Origin of the sequence: Actinophytocola glycyrrhizae (genome assembly GCF_042653545.1) — a bacterium.
GTDB lineage: Bacteria > Actinomycetota > Actinomycetes > Mycobacteriales > Pseudonocardiaceae > Actinophytocola > Actinophytocola glycyrrhizae.
Genome location: NZ_JBHSIS010000008.1, coordinates 22,606 through 38,277, shown reverse-complemented (window position 1 = coordinate 38,277; position 15,672 = coordinate 22,606). Strand labels below are relative to the sequence as shown.

The following is a 15,672-nucleotide window of genomic DNA, read 5'->3' as shown; positions in this document are numbered from 1 at the left end:
CTCGCGGGTTCCGAACGGGGGACTCGCGGGTCCTGAACGCGGGACTCGCGAGTCCTGAACGGGGGACTCGCGGGTTCTGGAGCGGGTGGGGATGGGGCGAGGCGCGCACCTGGGGGTGCGCGCCTCGGGTGGTGGGGGCTGGGTCGGGTCAGGGTGTGATGGTGGTGACCTGTTCGTTCAGCAGGTCGGCCAGGGCGGAGACCACGCGCAGCGTGGGGGCCTCCGCGCCCGTCAGGTCGGCCAGTTCGACGACCGCCTTCAGGATCACGTCCAGCTCCATGGGCTTGCCCTTCTCCAGGTCCTGGAGCGTGGAGGTCTTGTGGTCACCGGTCCGTTCGGCGCCCGCCATGCGGCGCTCGATGGAGATCTCCGGGTAGGTGCCGAGCCGGGCCGCGACGTCGAGGGTCTCCCGCATCATCCGGATCACGACCTCGCGCGTGTCGAGGTGGCTGCAGATGCCTTTCATGGTCGCGCGGGTCAGCGCGCTGATCGGGTTGAACGCGATGTTGCCCATCAGCTTGAGCCAGATGTCCTTGCGCAGGTCGGGCTCGACGGGGCACTTCAACCCGCCCGCGATCATCGCCTGGGAGAACTCCGTGCAGCGCGGGGAGATCTCGCCGGTCGGCTCGCCGATGGAGAATCTCGTACCCTCCAGGTGTTTGATGACGCCGGGTGCGGCGATCTCGGTCGCCGCGTAGACGACGCAGCCGATCGCCCGTTCGACCGGCAGCACCGCGCTCACGGCCCCGCCGGGGTCGACGCTGTCGATGCGGTGGTCGCGGTACTTGGTGTCGACGCCGTGGAAGTACCACCACGGGATGCCGTTCTGCGCCGCGATGATGGTGGTCTCGTCGTGGAGCAGCGGCTTGATCATCGGCCCGGCGTCCGCGTAACGGTTCGCCTTGAGGCCCAGGAAGACATGGTCCACCGGACCGACCTCGGCCGGGTCGTCGGTGGCGTTGGGACGGGCTTCGAAATCGCCTCGGGGGCTCACCACGCGAACCCCTGATTCTCGGATCTTCTGCAGGTGGGGACCTCTGGCTATGAGGTGGACCTCGACGCCCGCCCGGTGCAGTGCGGCACCGACGTACGCGCCGATGGCGCCTGCCCCAAGAACAGCAACTTTCACCGCAAGCTCCGTTCTTGTATTCAAAGGGTCTACTGCATACAGTATGAGATGTTAGGCGAAACGAGAAGTGGTGAGCATGGACGACATCGCGGACTGGACCTCGAAAGCCTGCGACGCGCTCGGCATTCCGGCCGACGTCGCCGCAGGTCAGGCCGATACCGCGGAGATGCTCGCCCTCGCGAGGGACGTGCAGCGCGCGGTGGCGAAACCCGCCGCGATCGTGGCCGTCCACCTGCTCGGCGTCGCGGTCGGTCGCGGCGCGGATCGCGGGGAGGCCGCCGCGCGGCTCACCGAACTGGCGAAACAGTGGTCAGGCACCACCTGCGACTGGCGCGACTGAAATATCTGGGGAGCGATCCCCCAGGCCCCGGGGCAACCCTGGACCTGGACGATCGTCCTCACTAGAGTCATACGGTATGCAGTATGCGCCAAGTCCACCTTTAAGGAGATGACGACACAGATGGCTTCACAGGCTCAGACGACGCCGGGTGGTTCCTCGGAGGGCAACCCCGAGATGATCTCCGGCGGGCATCTGGTGGCGAAGGCGCTCAAGGCCGAAGGCGTGGACGTGATCTTCACGCTCTGCGGCGGCCACATCATCGACATCTACGACGGTTGTGTCGACGAGGGCATCGACGTCATCGACGTACGCCACGAGCAGGTGGCCGCGCACGCGGCCGACGGGTACGCACGCATCACCGGCAAGCCGGGCTGCGCCGTCGTCACCGCGGGCCCCGGCACCACCGACGCGGTGACCGGTGTGGCGAACGCACTGCGCGCCGAGAGCCCCATGCTGCTGATCGGCGGTCAGGGAGCGCTCTCCCAGCACAAGATGGGGTCGCTGCAGGACCTCCCGCACGTCGACATGATGAGCCCGATCACCAAGTTCGCCGCGACCGTGCCCAGCACCGAGCGCGCGGCCGACCTGGTGTCGATGGCCTTCCGGGAGTGCTTCCACGGTGCGCCCGGCCCGTCGTTCCTCGAGATCCCCCGTGACGTGCTCGACGCGTCGGTGCCGGTGGAGAAGGCGCGGATTCCCAAGGCCGGTGCCTACCGCGCCTCGACCAGGTCGGCCGGTGACCCCGAGGCCATCGAGAGGCTGGCCGACCTCGTGGTCGGCGCGGAGAAGCCCTGCGTACTGCTCGGCAGCCAGGTGTGGACCACCCGCGGCACCGACGCGGCCGTCGAGTTCGTCCGCACGCTGAACGTCCCGGCGTTCATGAACGGCTCCGGCCGCGGCACGCTGCCCCCGAAGGACCCGCACCACCTGCAGCTCGCCAGGCGCTACGCGTTCCAGAACGCCGACCTCATCATCATCGTCGGCACGCCGTTCGACTTCCGGATGGGCTACGGCAAGCGGCTGTCGCAGGACGCCACCGTCGTGCAGATCGACCTCGACTACCGCACGGTCGGCAAGAACCGCGACGTCGACCTCGGCATCGTCGGCGACGCCGGTGCGGTGCTGGCCGCGGTCACCCAGGCCGCGTCCGGCCGGGTCGACAACGGCGCGGTCGCGCGCAAGTCGTGGCTCGAGGAGCTGCGCGCGGTCGAGACCCAGGCCTACGAGAAGCGCCTGCCCCGTCAGCTCTCGGACTCCTCGCCGATCGACCCGTACCGCCTGGTGCACGAGATCAACGAGTTCCTCACCGAGGACTCGATCTACATCGGCGACGGCGGCGACATCGTCACCTTCTCCGGCCAGGTCGTGCAGCCCAAGTCGCCCGGCCACTGGATGGACCCCGGTCCACTCGGGACGCTCGGCGTCGGGGTGCCGTTCGTGATGGCCGCGAAGTACGCCCGCCCCGACAAGGAGGTCGTCGCACTGTTCGGCGACGGCGCCTTCTCGCTGACCGGCTTCGACTTCGAGACGCTGGTGCGGTTCAACCTGCCGTTCGTCGGCATCGTCGGCAACAACTCGTCGATGAACCAGATCCGCTACGGCCAGATCCAGAAGTACGGCGCGGACCGCGGCCGGGTCGGCAACACGCTCGGCGACGTGCGCTACGACGAGTTCGCCAGGATGCTCGGCGGCTACGGCGAGGAGGTCCGCGATCCCAGGGACATCCGCCCCGCGCTGGAGCGTGCGCGGGAGAGCGGTCTGCCGTCGCTGATCAACGTCTGGGTCGACCCCGAGGTCTACGCACCGGGGACGATGAACCAGACCATGTACAAGTAAAGGGGCTTGCACATGCGCAAGGCACTCGAAGGTGTCCGGGTCCTCGACATGACCCACGTCCAGAGCGGACCATCCGCGACGCAGATCCTGGCGTGGCTCGGCGCGGACGTGGTGAAGCTCGAGGCGACCACCGGCGACATCACCCGCAAGCAGCTGCGGGACCTGCCGGACGTGGACAGCCTCTACTTCACGATGCTGAACTCCAACAAGCGCAGCATCACGCTGAACATGAAGTCGGACAAGGGCAAGCAGCTCTTCGTCGACCTGGTCAAGAAGTTCGACATCCTCGCGGAGAACTTCGGGCCGGGCGCGGTCGACCGGATGGGTTTCCCGTGGGAGAAGCTGCAGGAGATCAACCCGAAGCTGATCTACGCGTCGATCAAGGGCTTCGGTGACGGCCCGTACAAGTTCTACAAGGCCTACGAGGTGGTCGCGCAGGCCATGGGCGGCTCGATGTCCACGACCGGCTTCCCGGACGGCCCGCCGCTCGCGACCGGCGCGCAGATCGGTGACTCCGGCACCGGCATGCACGCGGTGGCAGGCATCCTGGCCGCGCTCTACCAGCGCGAGCACACCGGCCAGGGCCAGCGGGTCACGGTCGCCATGCAGCACGCGGTGCTCAACCTGTGCCGGGTCAAGCTGCGCGACCAGCAGCGGCTGGCCCACGGCCCGCTCAACGAGTACCCGAACAAGGAGTTCGGGGACGAGGTTCCCCGCTCCGCCAACGCCTCCGGCGGCGGACAGCCGGGCTGGGCGATCAAGTGCGCGCCCGGCGGGCCCAACGACTACATCTACGTGATCGTCCAGCCGGTGGGCTGGGCCCCGATCACGCAGCTGATCGGCCGCCCCGAGCTGGCCAACGACCCGGACTGGGCGACGCCGGAGGTGCGCCTGGGCAAGCTGGACAAGATGTTCCAGCTGATCGAGGACTGGTCGGCCGACCACGACAAGTGGGAGGTGCTCGCCAAGCTCAACGAGCACAACATCCCGTGTGGACCGATCCTGTCGACCAAGGAGATCATCGAGGACGAGTCGCTGGCCGACAACGAGATCGTCGTCAAGGTCGACCACCCGGAGCGCGGCGAGTTCACCACGGTCGGCATGCCGATCAAGCTGTCGGACTCGCCTGCCGAGGTGCGGCGTTCCCCGCTTCTCGGGGAGCACAACCAGGAGATCTACGGAAACGAGCTGGGCCTGTCCGAGAGCGACATGGCCGAACTCAAGGCGAGTGGAGTGATCTGAAGCAATGTCCGAAGTAGACAAGGCGGCCGTCCGCGAGGTCCTTGACGAGGTCAGGGCCGCGGGTCGGGACTCGCTCACCGCCCCCGAGGGCAAGCGGGTCTGCGACGCGTACGGTATCCCGACCCCACGAGAGGGTCTCGCCACGACAGCGGACGAGGCGGCGAAGCTCGCCGGGGAGATCGGCAAGGCCGTGGTGGCGAAGATCGTCTCCCCGGACATCCTGCACAAGACCGAAGCCGGCGGCGTGCTCGTCGGCGTCGACGGCCCGGACGCGGCACGGGCGGCCTACGACACGATCCTGGCCAACGCCAAGGCGTACAAGGCCGACGCCGACATCACCGGCGTGCAGATCCAGGAGATGGTCGGCGGCGCGGGCAGCACCGAGGTCATCGTCGGCGCCACCACCGACGGCACGTTCGGCAAGGTCGTCGCGTTCGGCCTCGGCGGGGTGCTGGTCGAGGTGCTCAAGGACGTCACGTTCCGGCTCGCGCCGGTCGACGAGGCCGAGGCGAAGTCGATGGTCACCGGCATCAAGGCCGCCGAGGTGCTCCAGGGCGCCCGCGGCGCGGTGCCCGCCGACCTCGACGCGCTGGCCGACGTGATCGCCAGGGTCTCGCGGCTGGTCGACGACTTCCCCGAGATCAGCGAGTTCGACCTCAACCCGGTGTTCGCCTCGGCGAGCGGCGCGGTCGCGGCCGACGTGCGGATCCTCCTGGAGACCGAGGAGCGCGCCAAGCCGGTCCAGCACACGCAGGAGGACATCCTGCGTGCGATGAACACGATGATGAACCCGCGTTCCGTCGCGGTCATCGGCGCCTCCGACCAGGTTGGCAAGATCGGCAACTCGGTCATGAAGAACCTGATCAACGGCGGCTTCGCGGGCGAGATCCACCCGATCAACCCCAAGGCCGACGAGATCATGGGCCGCAAGGCGTACAGGTCGGTCGGCGACGTGCCCGGCGACGTGGACGTCGCGGTGTTCGCGGTGCCCGCCAAGTTCGTGCCATCGGCGCTGACCGAGTGCGGCGAGAAGGGTGTCACCGCGGTCGTCATGATCCCGTCCGGGTTCGCCGAGACCGGCAACCAGGAGCTGCAGGACGAGATCGTCGAGATCGCGACGCGCTACAAGGTGCGGATGCTCGGCCCGAACATCTACGGCTACTACTACACGCCGCAGAACCTGTGCGCGACGTTCTGCACGCCCTACGACGTGAAGGGCGGCGTCGCGCTGACGTCGCAGTCCGGCGGCATCGGCATGGCGATCCTCGGCTTCGCCCGCACCACCAAGATGGGCGTTTCCGCGATCGTCGGCCTCGGCAACAAGTCCGATGTGGACGAGGACGACCTGCTGACGTTCTTCGAGCAGGACGACAACACCACGTGTGTCGCCATGCACCTCGAGGACCTCAAGGACGGCAGGGCGTTCGTCGAGACCGCCAAGCGGATGACCAGGAAGAAGCCGGTCGTCGTGCTGAAGGCGGGCCGCACCGACATGGGTGCCCGCGCCGCCAGCTCGCACACCGGCGCGCTCGCGGGCGACGACAAGGTGTACGACGACATCCTGCGGCAGGCGGGTGTCGTGCGCGCCCCCGGCCTCAACGAGATGCTCGAGTACGCGCGCGGCCTTCCGCTGCTGCCGACGCCGAAGGGTGAGAACGTCGTCATCATCACCGGCGCCGGTGGCTCCGGTGTGCTGCTCTCCGACGCGTGTGTCGCGGAGGGACTGTCCCTGATGGACATCCCGCCGGACCTTGACGAGGGTTTCCGCAAGTTCATCCCGCCCTTCGGCGCGGCGGGCAACCCGATCGACATCACCGGTGGCGAGCCGCCGTCGACCTACGAGGCCACGATCCGCCTCGGCCTGGAGGACCCGCGCATCCACGCGCTGATCCTGGGCTACTGGCACACGATCGTGACGCCGCCGATGGTCTTCGCGGAGCTGACCGCCAAGGTGGTGGCGGAGTACCGCGCCAAGGGCATCGACAAGCCCGTGGTGGCCTCGCTCGCCGGGGACACCGAGGTCGAGCAGGCGTGCGACTACCTGTTCGACCACCGGATCGTCGCATACCCGTACACGACGGAACGTCCCGTCGCCGTGCTGGGTGCGAAGTACCGGTGGGCGCGGGCCGCCGGTCTGATCGACGGCCGGTAACCAACCACACGAGCTTGGCCGCTACGGGAACGGCGGCCACGGGGCCGGCCAAGGCTGACCGACCCGCAAGATGGGTGATCGAGCAGGGGTCAACAGGCAGGCGGCAGGAAGCGGGTTCGCGGACGTGAGGGTGTGGCGTCCGCGAAACCCTGCTTCACACAGTTATTTCTGGAGGTCCAATGGTGGATTCTCACAACCCCCCGGGCGCGGGGCTGCCTTCCGGCGGCGGCGCGACCGGGTCGACTTATTCGGGAGCGGGTGAAGAACGCGTCTGGCGAGCCGGCGGGCTCGAACCGATGCCCATCCGCCCGCTTCCCGAGGCGCCACCGTCCATCCACATCCTCGGGCCGACCGTCTTCCTGGTCGCGCTCGGCGTCGGGATGGGCGAGTCCTACATGTGGCCGAGGCTGGTCCTGGTCTTCGGACCGGAGATCAGGTGGTTGTTCCTGATCGGTGTCACCCTGCAGGCAGTGGTGATGCTCGAGATGGCGCGCTACGCGATGGCCACCGGTGAGAGCATCTTCTCCGGCGCGGCGCGCGTGTTCAAACCACTGATGTGGTTCTTCTTCGTGACAGCGATCATGGTCTACATCTGGCCTGGTCACCTGTCGGCGGGCGCGTCCGCGTTCGAGGAGATAACGGGCATACCGTGGGTCGTGACCGCCTGCGTTGCCCTGATCCTGGTCGGGATCCTGTTCAGCCTGGCCAGTGTCATCTACGACCTGCTCGAGAACGTGCTCGCCGTGCTCATCGGCGTGCTCGTGCTCGGCACCGCGGTCATCGCGTCCATCGTCGGCAGCTGGGGCGACCTCGGCAGCACGCTCGGCGGCATGTTCGCCTTCGGGTACCTGCCGTCGGAGATGTTCAGCTCGACGTGGTTCCCGATCGTGGTCGGGTCGATCGCCTTCGCAGGCCCTTCGGGTATGCAGCAGATGTGGTACACGCTGCACCTGCGGGACAGCGGCGCGGGCATGGGCGCGCACGTGCCCAAGATCCGCGGCCTGCGCAGCGCGAAGGAAGAAGAGCAGATGCCTTCGCGCGGCTTCATGTTCGACACCGACGACCCCAAGGAGATGGCGAAGTGGCGGGGTTGGCGGAAGTGGGTGACGTTCGACGCCTTCCTGCTGTTCTGGGGCATCACGATGCTGGTGACGATCTCGTTCACCGTGCTCGCCCAGTCGGCCGCGCGGGAGAACCCGAACGTCAAGGGCCTCATCGAGGGCGGTGACCGCGACGCGGCGCTGCGGGCCATGTCGGACGCGTTCGCGTCCGCGGGTGGTCCGGTCCTCGGCGGTGTCTTCTTCGGATTCATCGCGCTGATCGGGTTGAACGCGACCCTCGGTCTGTTCGACTCGTTCTCACGTGGCCAGGCCGACATGACCTACAACCACATCCCGGGCGCCAAGCGGTTCCGCCTGTCGCACCTGTACGCGGGATTCCTGTGGGGCGTCATCACCTTCGGCATCATGATCCTGTTGTTCGGACCCGCTGACGGACCCAGCGGGATCCTGGACATCCTGGCGTTCCTCTCCTCGTTCGCCATGGGTGCCTACTGTGTGACGCTTCTTCTGGTCAACAACAGGATGTTGCCGAAACCGATCCGGCCGAAGTGGTGGTCGAACGCCATCATCGGGTTCGGCGCGGTGTTCTACCTGGGCATGCTGTTCTACAGCCTGGTCAGGTTCGGTGTGGTACTGGATTAAGGACTGAGTGCGATGCACCTGTTTCGACTGGCCCGGCTCACCATGCCCGGCCTCGCAGTGGGGTTCATCGCCGGCGTGCTCGCCGGCGGGCTGGCCGCGATCGTCGGCCAGCCCGCCGGGTGGGCGCTGGTCTCCGCGCTGACCCTCGGCGTGCCGCTCGGGCTGTTCGGCGCGGGCTACACGATGCTCCTGATCAACGGCAGGATCCGGCTCGGCGGGTTCGCACCGGCCGCGGCCTACTGGCTGATCGCCTTCCCGCTCGCGCGGATGCTGCACGAGGTGCTCACCAGGCTGATCCTCACCGGTCAGCCGGGTCTGCCGCCCGACCCGCTCGGTTTCCTGGCCTACCAGGGAATCGTGAGCGCCGGGTTCGCGATCGGCTTCCTGTGGCTGCACGAACGGGTCGCGCCGAGGTACTGGCAGCGGCTGGCCGCGCACGACCCGGCCGCGCGCGACGTGTACCTGCGGTACGCCGAGCACGCGCGTGCGATCTTCGAGGCGAGCGAGCGGCGCAAGGCCGCCCGCGGGGCGCGCACCTCGGTGCGCTGACCCACCGGTAATTTCCGGGAAACCTGCCGATGCGCCAGTCAAGTGCACCGGTGGGTTCTTCCTGCGCGCCGAAAGGTTTCTGGATGAACGTCCCGATCTGGTTGTGGGTGGTGACCGTAGTCGGTCTCATCACCGTCATCTGCCTCGACTTCTACCTGATCTCACGCAACCCCCGCGACCCGTCGATGCGCGAGTGCTCCGCGTGGATCGGGGTCTACGTCACCCTCGCCACGCTGTTCGGGCTCGGCGTGCTCCTGACCCAGGGACCCCAGTACGGCGGCGAGTTCTTCGCGGGCTGGATCACCGAGTACTCGTTGTCGGTCGACAACCTCTTCGTCTTCGTGATCATCATGTCGTCGTTCGCCGTGCCGAGGGAGTACCGCCAGAAGGTCCTGTCGATCGGCATCGTGATCGCGCTCGTCATGCGTGGCGCGTTCATCCTCATCGGCTACGAGGCGATCACCCGGTTCGACTGGCTCTTCTACGTCTTCGGCGCGTTCCTCGTGTACACCGCGTGGAAGCTGGTGGCGCACAAGGAAGAGGAGGAGGACGAGTTCAAAGAGAACGCGATGCTCCGCTTCGTCAAGAAGCTCGTCCCGGCGACGGACAAGTACTCCGGCGCGCGGATGACCGTCAAGGTCGACGGCCGCCGGATGGTCACGCCGATGCTGATCGTGATGGTCGCGATCGGGACCACCGACCTGCTGTTCGCCCTGGACTCGATCCCCGCCATCTTCGGGTTGACGAAGGAGCCCTACCTGGTCTTCACGGCCAACGCCTTCGCGCTGATGGGGTTGCGGCAGCTGTTCTTCCTCATCGGCGGACTGCTCGACAAGCTCGTGTACCTGTCGATCGGGCTGTCCGTCGTGCTCGGCTTCATCGGCCTGAAGCTGATCTCCGAGGCGCTGCACCACGATGGGGTCTCGTGGGCGCCGGAGATCCCGATCCTCGTGTCGCTGGGAATCATCGTCGGCACGCTCGTCATCACCACTGTGGCGAGCCTGTGGAAGGTCCGCCGTGACCGCGACAAGGAACTGGACTCGTTGGCCGACGAGACGCCGGTCTCCGATCCGGATCCTGCCTGAGCCAGTGGACTGGGCCCCACGGACCGGGGCCCAGTCCACGCGTCGACGGGCTGAGCCGCGCTCCACGGCTCAGCCCGTCGGTTTGTCCACAGGTGCTTGTCCGGCGGCCCGGGTTTGTCGGTGGTTCCCGGTAGGCTGGATCTCGGGGGCCGGAGGCCGGGGTGCTCGCATCTGGCCACGCGGGGTGTTGCCCCATCAGGGCACTGCCCGCTTCACGGCGGCTTCGCCTGTGGGCTTCGCCATGCGGCGCTGCGCGCGGATCGTTGATCAACGGCGCTTTCGGGACACCTGCGGTGCCGTGAACGGGCCGTTCAGGGCGCTCAACGCCGTGAATGTGCCTTTCGGGGCGCCCGCCGTGCCGTCAACGCGCCTTTCAGGGCGTACCCGCCGCGGCCAGTTGGCGCTGAGCGGGGAACGAGGTGGCGGGCTGGGCTGCACGGACCGCGGCCCAGCCCGCTTCGTCGGCTGTACGGGCCGACGAAGAACAGGATCTCATCCCGGACCAGCATCGCACCGCACGCTGTGGTGTTCCTCGTAGGAATCTCGCGTCGCGGGATGTGTCCCGGGCCGGACCGGAGTAGGTTGCGTGATCGTAAAACAAAAGCTCGGGCCGTACGGACCACGACCCGAGCTTTCGGTGGGACTGGGCCGCACGGACCGCGGCCCAGTCCCTACCACTTGTCAGACGGTGACGTTCGTCTTCACCGGCTGGTCGCGCAGGTACTCCTCCGCCTTGTTGGCGGTGGCCTGGCGCTGCTTCTCCATGGCGGTCGCGAGGCCCAGGCCGAGACGACGACCGTCGGCCGGCCAGCCTCGCGGAGACTTCGTGAGCGACGTCAGCCACTTACGCATTCTTCTCACCTCCTGGTGGGCAACCGAGGCGTACGGACCACGTCTCGATTTCCACTTCTCTCAACCACATTCATCGGGTTCCCCATACCGCTGGGGGCTACACCGAGGTCGTCGTCACACCCGTGCCGTGCGGTCGGCGACGGGCTGGTCACGCAGGAAGTTCTCCACCTCGCGGGCGGCCTCCTGGCGCTGCTTCTCCATCGCGACGGCGAGGCCGAGACCGAGGGAACGGCCGTCGGCGTTGAAGCCGCGCAGCGTCTGCAGCCAGTTACGCATCTACTTCACCTCCTTGCGGGCAGCATTCGTAAACCCGGGGTCGCGGCGATGCGGCCAGGGTCGGGTCGGCGGACGCCACGAGGGCGTCCGCCGGTGGAACGGGTGGTGGTCAGCCCTTGGCGGGTGACCGGCGACGGCGGCGGGTCGGCAGCTCGATCAGCTGCTCTTCCTGCTCACCGTCCGCGTCGCGCTGTTCGAGGTAGGACTTCCGGGTCCGCTCGGTGTGTTCCGCCATGATCCGGGCGGCGGTGTCGGCGTCCCTGTTCTCGATCGCGTCGATCAGCTTCGCGTGCTCCTGCCAGGACTGCTTGCCGCGCTGGCGGGCGATCGGCGTGTAGTACCAGCGGACCCTGCGGTCGACCTGGGTCGCGAAGTCCAGCAGCACCTTGTTGCCCGACAGTTCGGTCACGCAGCGGTGTACCGCGGCGTTCATCGACACCGCCGTGTCGACGTCGTCCGCTGCCAGCGCCTCGAGACCCTGTTTGTTGAATTCGCGGAGGCGGGCGATGCCCTCCTCGTCGGCGTGGGTCGCCGCCAGGCGTGCCGACTCGCTCTCGAGCAGCGAGCGCACGGCGAGCAACTGGTCCGCCTCGTCGGGGGTCGGCTGGTGCACGAACGCGCCGTAGCCGGGCCGCAGGTCCACCCACCCCTCGTTGTTCAGCCACTGCAGTGCCTCACGCACGGGCTGACGGGAAACCCCGAGCATCTGGGCCAGTTCGCTCTCCACGAGGTGCTGGCCGGGGGCCAGTCGCCGGGAGATGATCAGCTCCTGCATCGCCTGGTAGACGTGTTCGCGCAGGGGCACCGGCCGATCGATCCGGCGAGCCGCCAGTTCCTTTGGCAACTCGGTCGGCTGCATGGTGGTCTCCAACGGGGAGTGAGTATGTTCAGCACGTAGTCGTTTTGTGCTTCGTCGACTGCCTACAGCATACAGTCCCTGTTCCGCTGTTCACGGGACTCGTGAGCGCGTTCACAGTCAGTGATCGGTAATTTTGGGCCGATAGATACCTTGTATCGAATTCGCTACCGCACCGGCACGTCGAGGAGCAGCGGTTCCACGAGCGAGCCCGCCGACGCGACCGCCTCGCGCAGTTCGGTGTCGCTGTCCACGCGGCGGGCCGCGACGCCGAAGAACAGCGCGGCCTTCGACCAGTCCATGCGACCGAGGTCGAGGCCAGGGTGCGGGCCGGGACCGTAGGACTCGGTGAGCGTGTCCTTCAGCGTGCGGTACTCGCCGTTGTTGGCGACACAGAACAGCACCGGCACGTGGTAGCGCGCCGCGCTCCACAGGCCCTGCAGGCCGAACAGGGCGCAGCCGTCGCCGAGCACCGCGACGACGGGGCGGTCGGGCCGGGCCATGCGGGTGCCGATCGCCGCGCCGATGCCCCAGCCGAGGCCGCCGCCCGCGGTGTGCACGAACGAGTTCGGGCGGGTCAGCCGCAACAGCGGCCGCAGGTGGCTGCCGAGGGTGATGGCCTCGTCGACGACGACCGCGTCGGTGGACAGCCCGTCGGCGATCGCCTTCGCCGCGACCGCCGGGTCGAGCGGCGCGCGGAGGGTCGGCGGTGGCGTCCCGTTCGCGGCCGGACGGGTGGCGCGCACCGGCTGCGCGCGACGGCCGACCTGCGCGACCAGCTCGGTCAGCGACGCGCGGATGCCGCCGGTCAACCCCAGTTCGACGGCGAAGTTGCGGCCGAGCTCGGCCGGATCGTCGTCGAGCTGCACGACCCTGGTCCGCTCCGGGAAGCTGGGGCCGGGCGTGTACTGGTGCGGGGAGAACGCGTGGCAGCCGACGACCAGTACGACGTCGTGCCCGGTCAGCGCCGCCCGCACGGCCGCGTTGTGTGACGGCAACATCCCGCCATGCAACGGATGGGTGAAAGGAAAGTTCATCCGATCGTGCATTGGGTTGTGGTAGACGGTCGCGTTCAGGCGTTCGGCGAGGTTCACCAGCTGAGCGACGGCGCCGTCGCGGCCGACGCCGTCACCCGCGACGATCGCGGGGTGGTCGGCGCTCGCCAGGATCCACGCGGCCTGGTCCAGCCCGGTGGCGGCCCCGAGCGGCGCGAGCGGGGAGCGGTCGGGCACCGGCACGTCGACGTCCTCGGCGAGCAGGTCCATCGGGATCGAGACGAACACCGGGCCAGCCGGTGGTTGCGCGGCGAGCGCGAACGCCCGCCGCAGCACGACCGGCAGGTCGTTGGCCTGGTGCACCTCGGTCGCGCTCTTGGCCGCCGCGGCCGCGAGCCCGACCAGGTCGCCCGCGAGCAGCGGGTCCTGCGCGAGGTGGCGGCGGTCCTGCTGGCCCGCGGTGACCACCAGGGGAGTGCGGGAGCGCTTGGCGTTGAGCATGCCGATGAGCCCGTTGGCGAGCCCGGCCGCGACGTGCAGGCTGACGAACGCGGTGCGGCGGGTGCCGCGCGCGTACCCGTCGGCCATGGCGACCGCGGAGTGTTCCTGGACGGCGAGCACGTACTCGAAGTCGCTCGCCTTCGCGAGCGCGTCGATCAGCGGCAGCTCGGTCGTGCCGGGATTGCCGAAGACCTTCTCGACGCCCTCGGTTCGCAGCACCTCGAGCAGCGCGTCCATCGGCTTCATCGTGAGCTCCCCGGCCAGGTCGTCGGCGGACAGCCCCGCCCGAGGAACGGCCCCTCCACGTCTACCCGCGTGGCGCGCCGCCAATCGGTGCGCGCGCACCTCGCTGCTTTCGCAGGAAGAATCCTGGGACAGGGCAGGGTGCCGGTCGGCCGGATTCCTCAGCCGAGCACCAGCAGCGCGGCCGCGAGCACGAGGAACACGGCCGGGTAGGCGATGTTGCGGAAGACCCGCTTCCACATGTGGATGCCGACCGCGCCGAGGAAGAACAGGACGAGCCCGGCCGCGGCGGCGGTGCCGATCAGCGGCACCCCGGCGAGCCCGAGCAACAGCCCGGCCGCGCCCGCGGCCTTCAGCGTGCCGAGCGCGGGGAGCCAGGTGGGTGGGAGGTCGAGTTTCGCCGCGTTGCCGAGGACGAAACCCGCGCGCAGGAAGTCGGCGACGGCGGCCCACAGGTTGAGCGCGGCGGTGACGAGAGTGATGGTGACGAACACGCCTTCCAGGCTCGGCGCACGACGGCCGCGCGTCCAATACCCGCGTCGATAACCTGACGGCATGGATGTCGACACGCGGCTGCTGCGGTACTTCGCCGCCGTGGCGGAGGAGGGGAACCTGACCCGCGCCGCCGAGCGGCTGTTCGTGTCGCAGCCCGCGCTGACCAAGCAGGTCAGGATGTTGGAGGACCGGCTGGGGGTGCGCCTGTTCGACCGGTCCCGCGCGGGCATGGCGCTGACCGGACCCGGCCGTGCGCTGGCGGCCAGGGTGCCCGCGCTGCTCGGCGAGTGGGACCGTGTCGTGCGGGAGACGAGAGGTGCGGCGCGCCAGGTCCTGCGCGTCGGTTTCCTCGCCAGCGCGGCGAACGAGGCGACCCCGGCGATCATCGCGGCGTTCGGTGCGCGGCGGCCGGGCTGGCGGGTCGACATGCGGCAGGCGGCGTGGTCGAACCCGACCGCGGGCCTCGCGGACGGCGAGGTCGACGCGGCACTGCTGCGCCTGCCCTTCCCCGGCCAGGAGGCGTGGCGCGTCGCGGTGCTCCTGACCGAACCCCGGTGTGTGGCACTGCCGAGCGGCCATCGACTGTCCACACGCGACCGTGTGGCGTTCGGGGAGCTGTCGGACGAACCGTTCGTCGCCGCCCCGGCCGAGACCGGCCCGTGGCGCGACTTCTGGCTCGCCGTCGACCAGCGCCAGGGCGATCCCCGCATCGGCGCGGTGACCGAACATCCGGACGACTGGTTGAGCGCGATCGCCAACGGGTACGGCGTGGCACTCGCACCGGAGTCCGCGGCCCGCTTCTACGCCAGGCCCGGTGTCGTCTACCGCCCGGTCACCGGCGTGCCCCCGACCGAGGTGGGCATCGCGTGGGCGCCGGGCGACGACGACCACCCCGTGGTGCGGGACTTCGTCGACTGCTGCCTGGAGCACCGGTGACCCGCCCGCTGCTGTTCCTGGACGTCGACGGGACACTGCTCCCGTTCGGCGGCGACGCACGGACCTTCGGTGACGACCCGAACCCCTTGCTGGCCCGGCTGGATCCCGCGCACGGCCCGCGGTTGGCCGCGCTGTCGTTCGACCTGGTCTGGGCCACGACCTGGACGGCCGACGCCAACGAGGTGCTCTCGCCACGCCTCGGGCTGCCCGAGCTGCCGGTCGTCGACTGGCCGGAACCGTCCGATGTGGACGTCCGGGACGAACGGGCCGGACTGCACTGGAAGACCCGGACGCTCGTCGCCTGGGCGGCGGGCCACCCGTTCGCGTGGGTCGACGACGAGATCACCCACGCCGACCGCGCCTGGGTGGCCGCTCGCCACCCAGGCCCTGCGCTTCTCCACCGGGTCGACCCCCGCGCGGGTCTCACCGGTGCCGACTACGCGACCCTCCGGGCATGGGCGGGAAAACCGACGTGACCCGGC

The 15,672-nt window shown here is 68.9% G+C and carries 15 protein-coding genes; 9 read left to right on the top strand and 6 right to left on the bottom strand.

Annotation, left to right across the window (positions count from 1 at the left end; genetic code table 11):
• Nucleotides 1-148: 148 nt before the first annotated feature.
• Nucleotides 149-1,129: a ketopantoate reductase family protein gene (locus ACFPCV_RS18680; RefSeq protein ID WP_378057502.1), complete on the bottom strand. Its 981-nt coding sequence runs from the start codon at nt 1,127-1,129 to the stop codon at nt 149-151.
• 76 nt (nt 1,130-1,205) lie between these two features.
• On the opposite strand from ACFPCV_RS18680, the gene ACFPCV_RS18675 reads away from it, so the two are divergent.
• From ACFPCV_RS18675 to ACFPCV_RS18645, 7 genes are all read left to right on the top strand, one after another.
• Complete coding sequence (locus ACFPCV_RS18675; protein WP_378057501.1) at nt 1,206-1,469, top strand: DUF6457 domain-containing protein; 264 nt, start codon at nt 1,206-1,208, stop codon at nt 1,467-1,469.
• Between the two features lie 120 nt (nt 1,470-1,589).
• Nucleotides 1,590-3,305: a thiamine pyrophosphate-binding protein gene (locus ACFPCV_RS18670; RefSeq protein WP_378057500.1), complete on the top strand. Its 1,716-nt coding sequence runs from the start codon at nt 1,590-1,592 to the stop codon at nt 3,303-3,305.
• 12 nt (nt 3,306-3,317) lie between these two features.
• Nucleotides 3,318-4,547, top strand: coding sequence for a formyl-CoA transferase (gene frc, locus ACFPCV_RS18665; RefSeq protein ID WP_378057499.1), 1,230 nt, complete (start codon nt 3,318-3,320; stop codon nt 4,545-4,547).
• A gap of 4 nt (nt 4,548-4,551) precedes the next feature.
• Nucleotides 4,552-6,699 carry an acetate--CoA ligase family protein gene (locus ACFPCV_RS18660; RefSeq protein WP_378057498.1) on the top strand — a complete coding sequence of 716 codons (2,148 nt, stop codon included), beginning with the start codon at nt 4,552-4,554 and terminating at the stop codon, nt 6,697-6,699.
• A 296-nt stretch (nt 6,700-6,995) separates the two neighbouring features.
• Nucleotides 6,996-8,402, top strand: a complete 1,407-nt coding sequence (locus ACFPCV_RS18655; RefSeq protein WP_378057497.1) for an Nramp family divalent metal transporter — start codon at nt 6,996-6,998, stop codon at nt 8,400-8,402.
• Nucleotides 8,403-8,414: 12 nt separating this feature from the next.
• Nucleotides 8,415-8,951: a hypothetical protein gene (locus ACFPCV_RS18650; RefSeq protein ID WP_378057496.1), complete on the top strand. Its 537-nt coding sequence runs from the start codon at nt 8,415-8,417 to the stop codon at nt 8,949-8,951.
• Between the two features lie 83 nt (nt 8,952-9,034).
• Nucleotides 9,035-10,036 (top strand): TerC family protein, encoded by a 1,002-nt coding sequence (locus tag ACFPCV_RS18645; protein ID WP_378057495.1) that lies wholly within the window; start codon nt 9,035-9,037, stop codon nt 10,034-10,036.
• Nucleotides 10,037-10,717: 681 nt separating this feature from the next.
• On the opposite strand, the gene ACFPCV_RS18640 is transcribed toward ACFPCV_RS18645, so the two are convergent.
• The 5 genes from ACFPCV_RS18640 to ACFPCV_RS18620 all read right to left on the bottom strand — a co-directional run bounded on the left by ACFPCV_RS18640 (nt 10,718) and on the right by ACFPCV_RS18620 (nt 14,253).
• The gene (locus tag ACFPCV_RS18640) at nt 10,718-10,888 is read right to left on the bottom strand and encodes a hypothetical protein (RefSeq protein WP_378057494.1); all 171 of its coding nucleotides are present in this window, start codon (nt 10,886-10,888) and stop codon (nt 10,718-10,720) included.
• Nucleotides 10,889-11,002: 114 nt separating this feature from the next.
• Entirely contained in the window at nt 11,003-11,164 is a 162-nt protein-coding gene (locus ACFPCV_RS18635; RefSeq protein ID WP_378057493.1) for a hypothetical protein, read from the bottom strand.
• Nucleotides 11,165-11,273: 109 nt separating this feature from the next.
• Nucleotides 11,274-12,023 (bottom strand): GntR family transcriptional regulator, encoded by a 750-nt coding sequence (locus ACFPCV_RS18630; protein ID WP_378057492.1) that lies wholly within the window; start codon nt 12,021-12,023, stop codon nt 11,274-11,276.
• A 164-nt stretch (nt 12,024-12,187) separates the two neighbouring features.
• Nucleotides 12,188-13,762, bottom strand: a complete 1,575-nt coding sequence (locus ACFPCV_RS18625; RefSeq protein WP_378057491.1) for a thiamine pyrophosphate-binding protein — start codon at nt 13,760-13,762, stop codon at nt 12,188-12,190.
• A 158-nt stretch (nt 13,763-13,920) separates the two neighbouring features.
• A complete protein-coding gene (locus ACFPCV_RS18620) occupies nt 13,921-14,253 on the bottom strand; it encodes a DoxX family protein (protein WP_378057490.1) in 333 nt (110 codons plus the stop codon).
• 61 nt (nt 14,254-14,314) lie between these two features.
• Between ACFPCV_RS18620 and ACFPCV_RS18615 the strand changes: the two genes are divergently transcribed.
• Nucleotides 14,315-15,190, top strand: a complete 876-nt coding sequence (locus ACFPCV_RS18615; protein ID WP_378057489.1) for a LysR family transcriptional regulator — start codon at nt 14,315-14,317, stop codon at nt 15,188-15,190.
• Complete coding sequence (locus tag ACFPCV_RS18610; protein ID WP_378057488.1) at nt 15,187-15,666, top strand: HAD domain-containing protein; 480 nt, start codon at nt 15,187-15,189, stop codon at nt 15,664-15,666. Before ACFPCV_RS18615 ends, ACFPCV_RS18610 begins: the two co-directional genes overlap by 4 nt.
• Nucleotides 15,667-15,672: the final 6 nt, after the last annotated feature.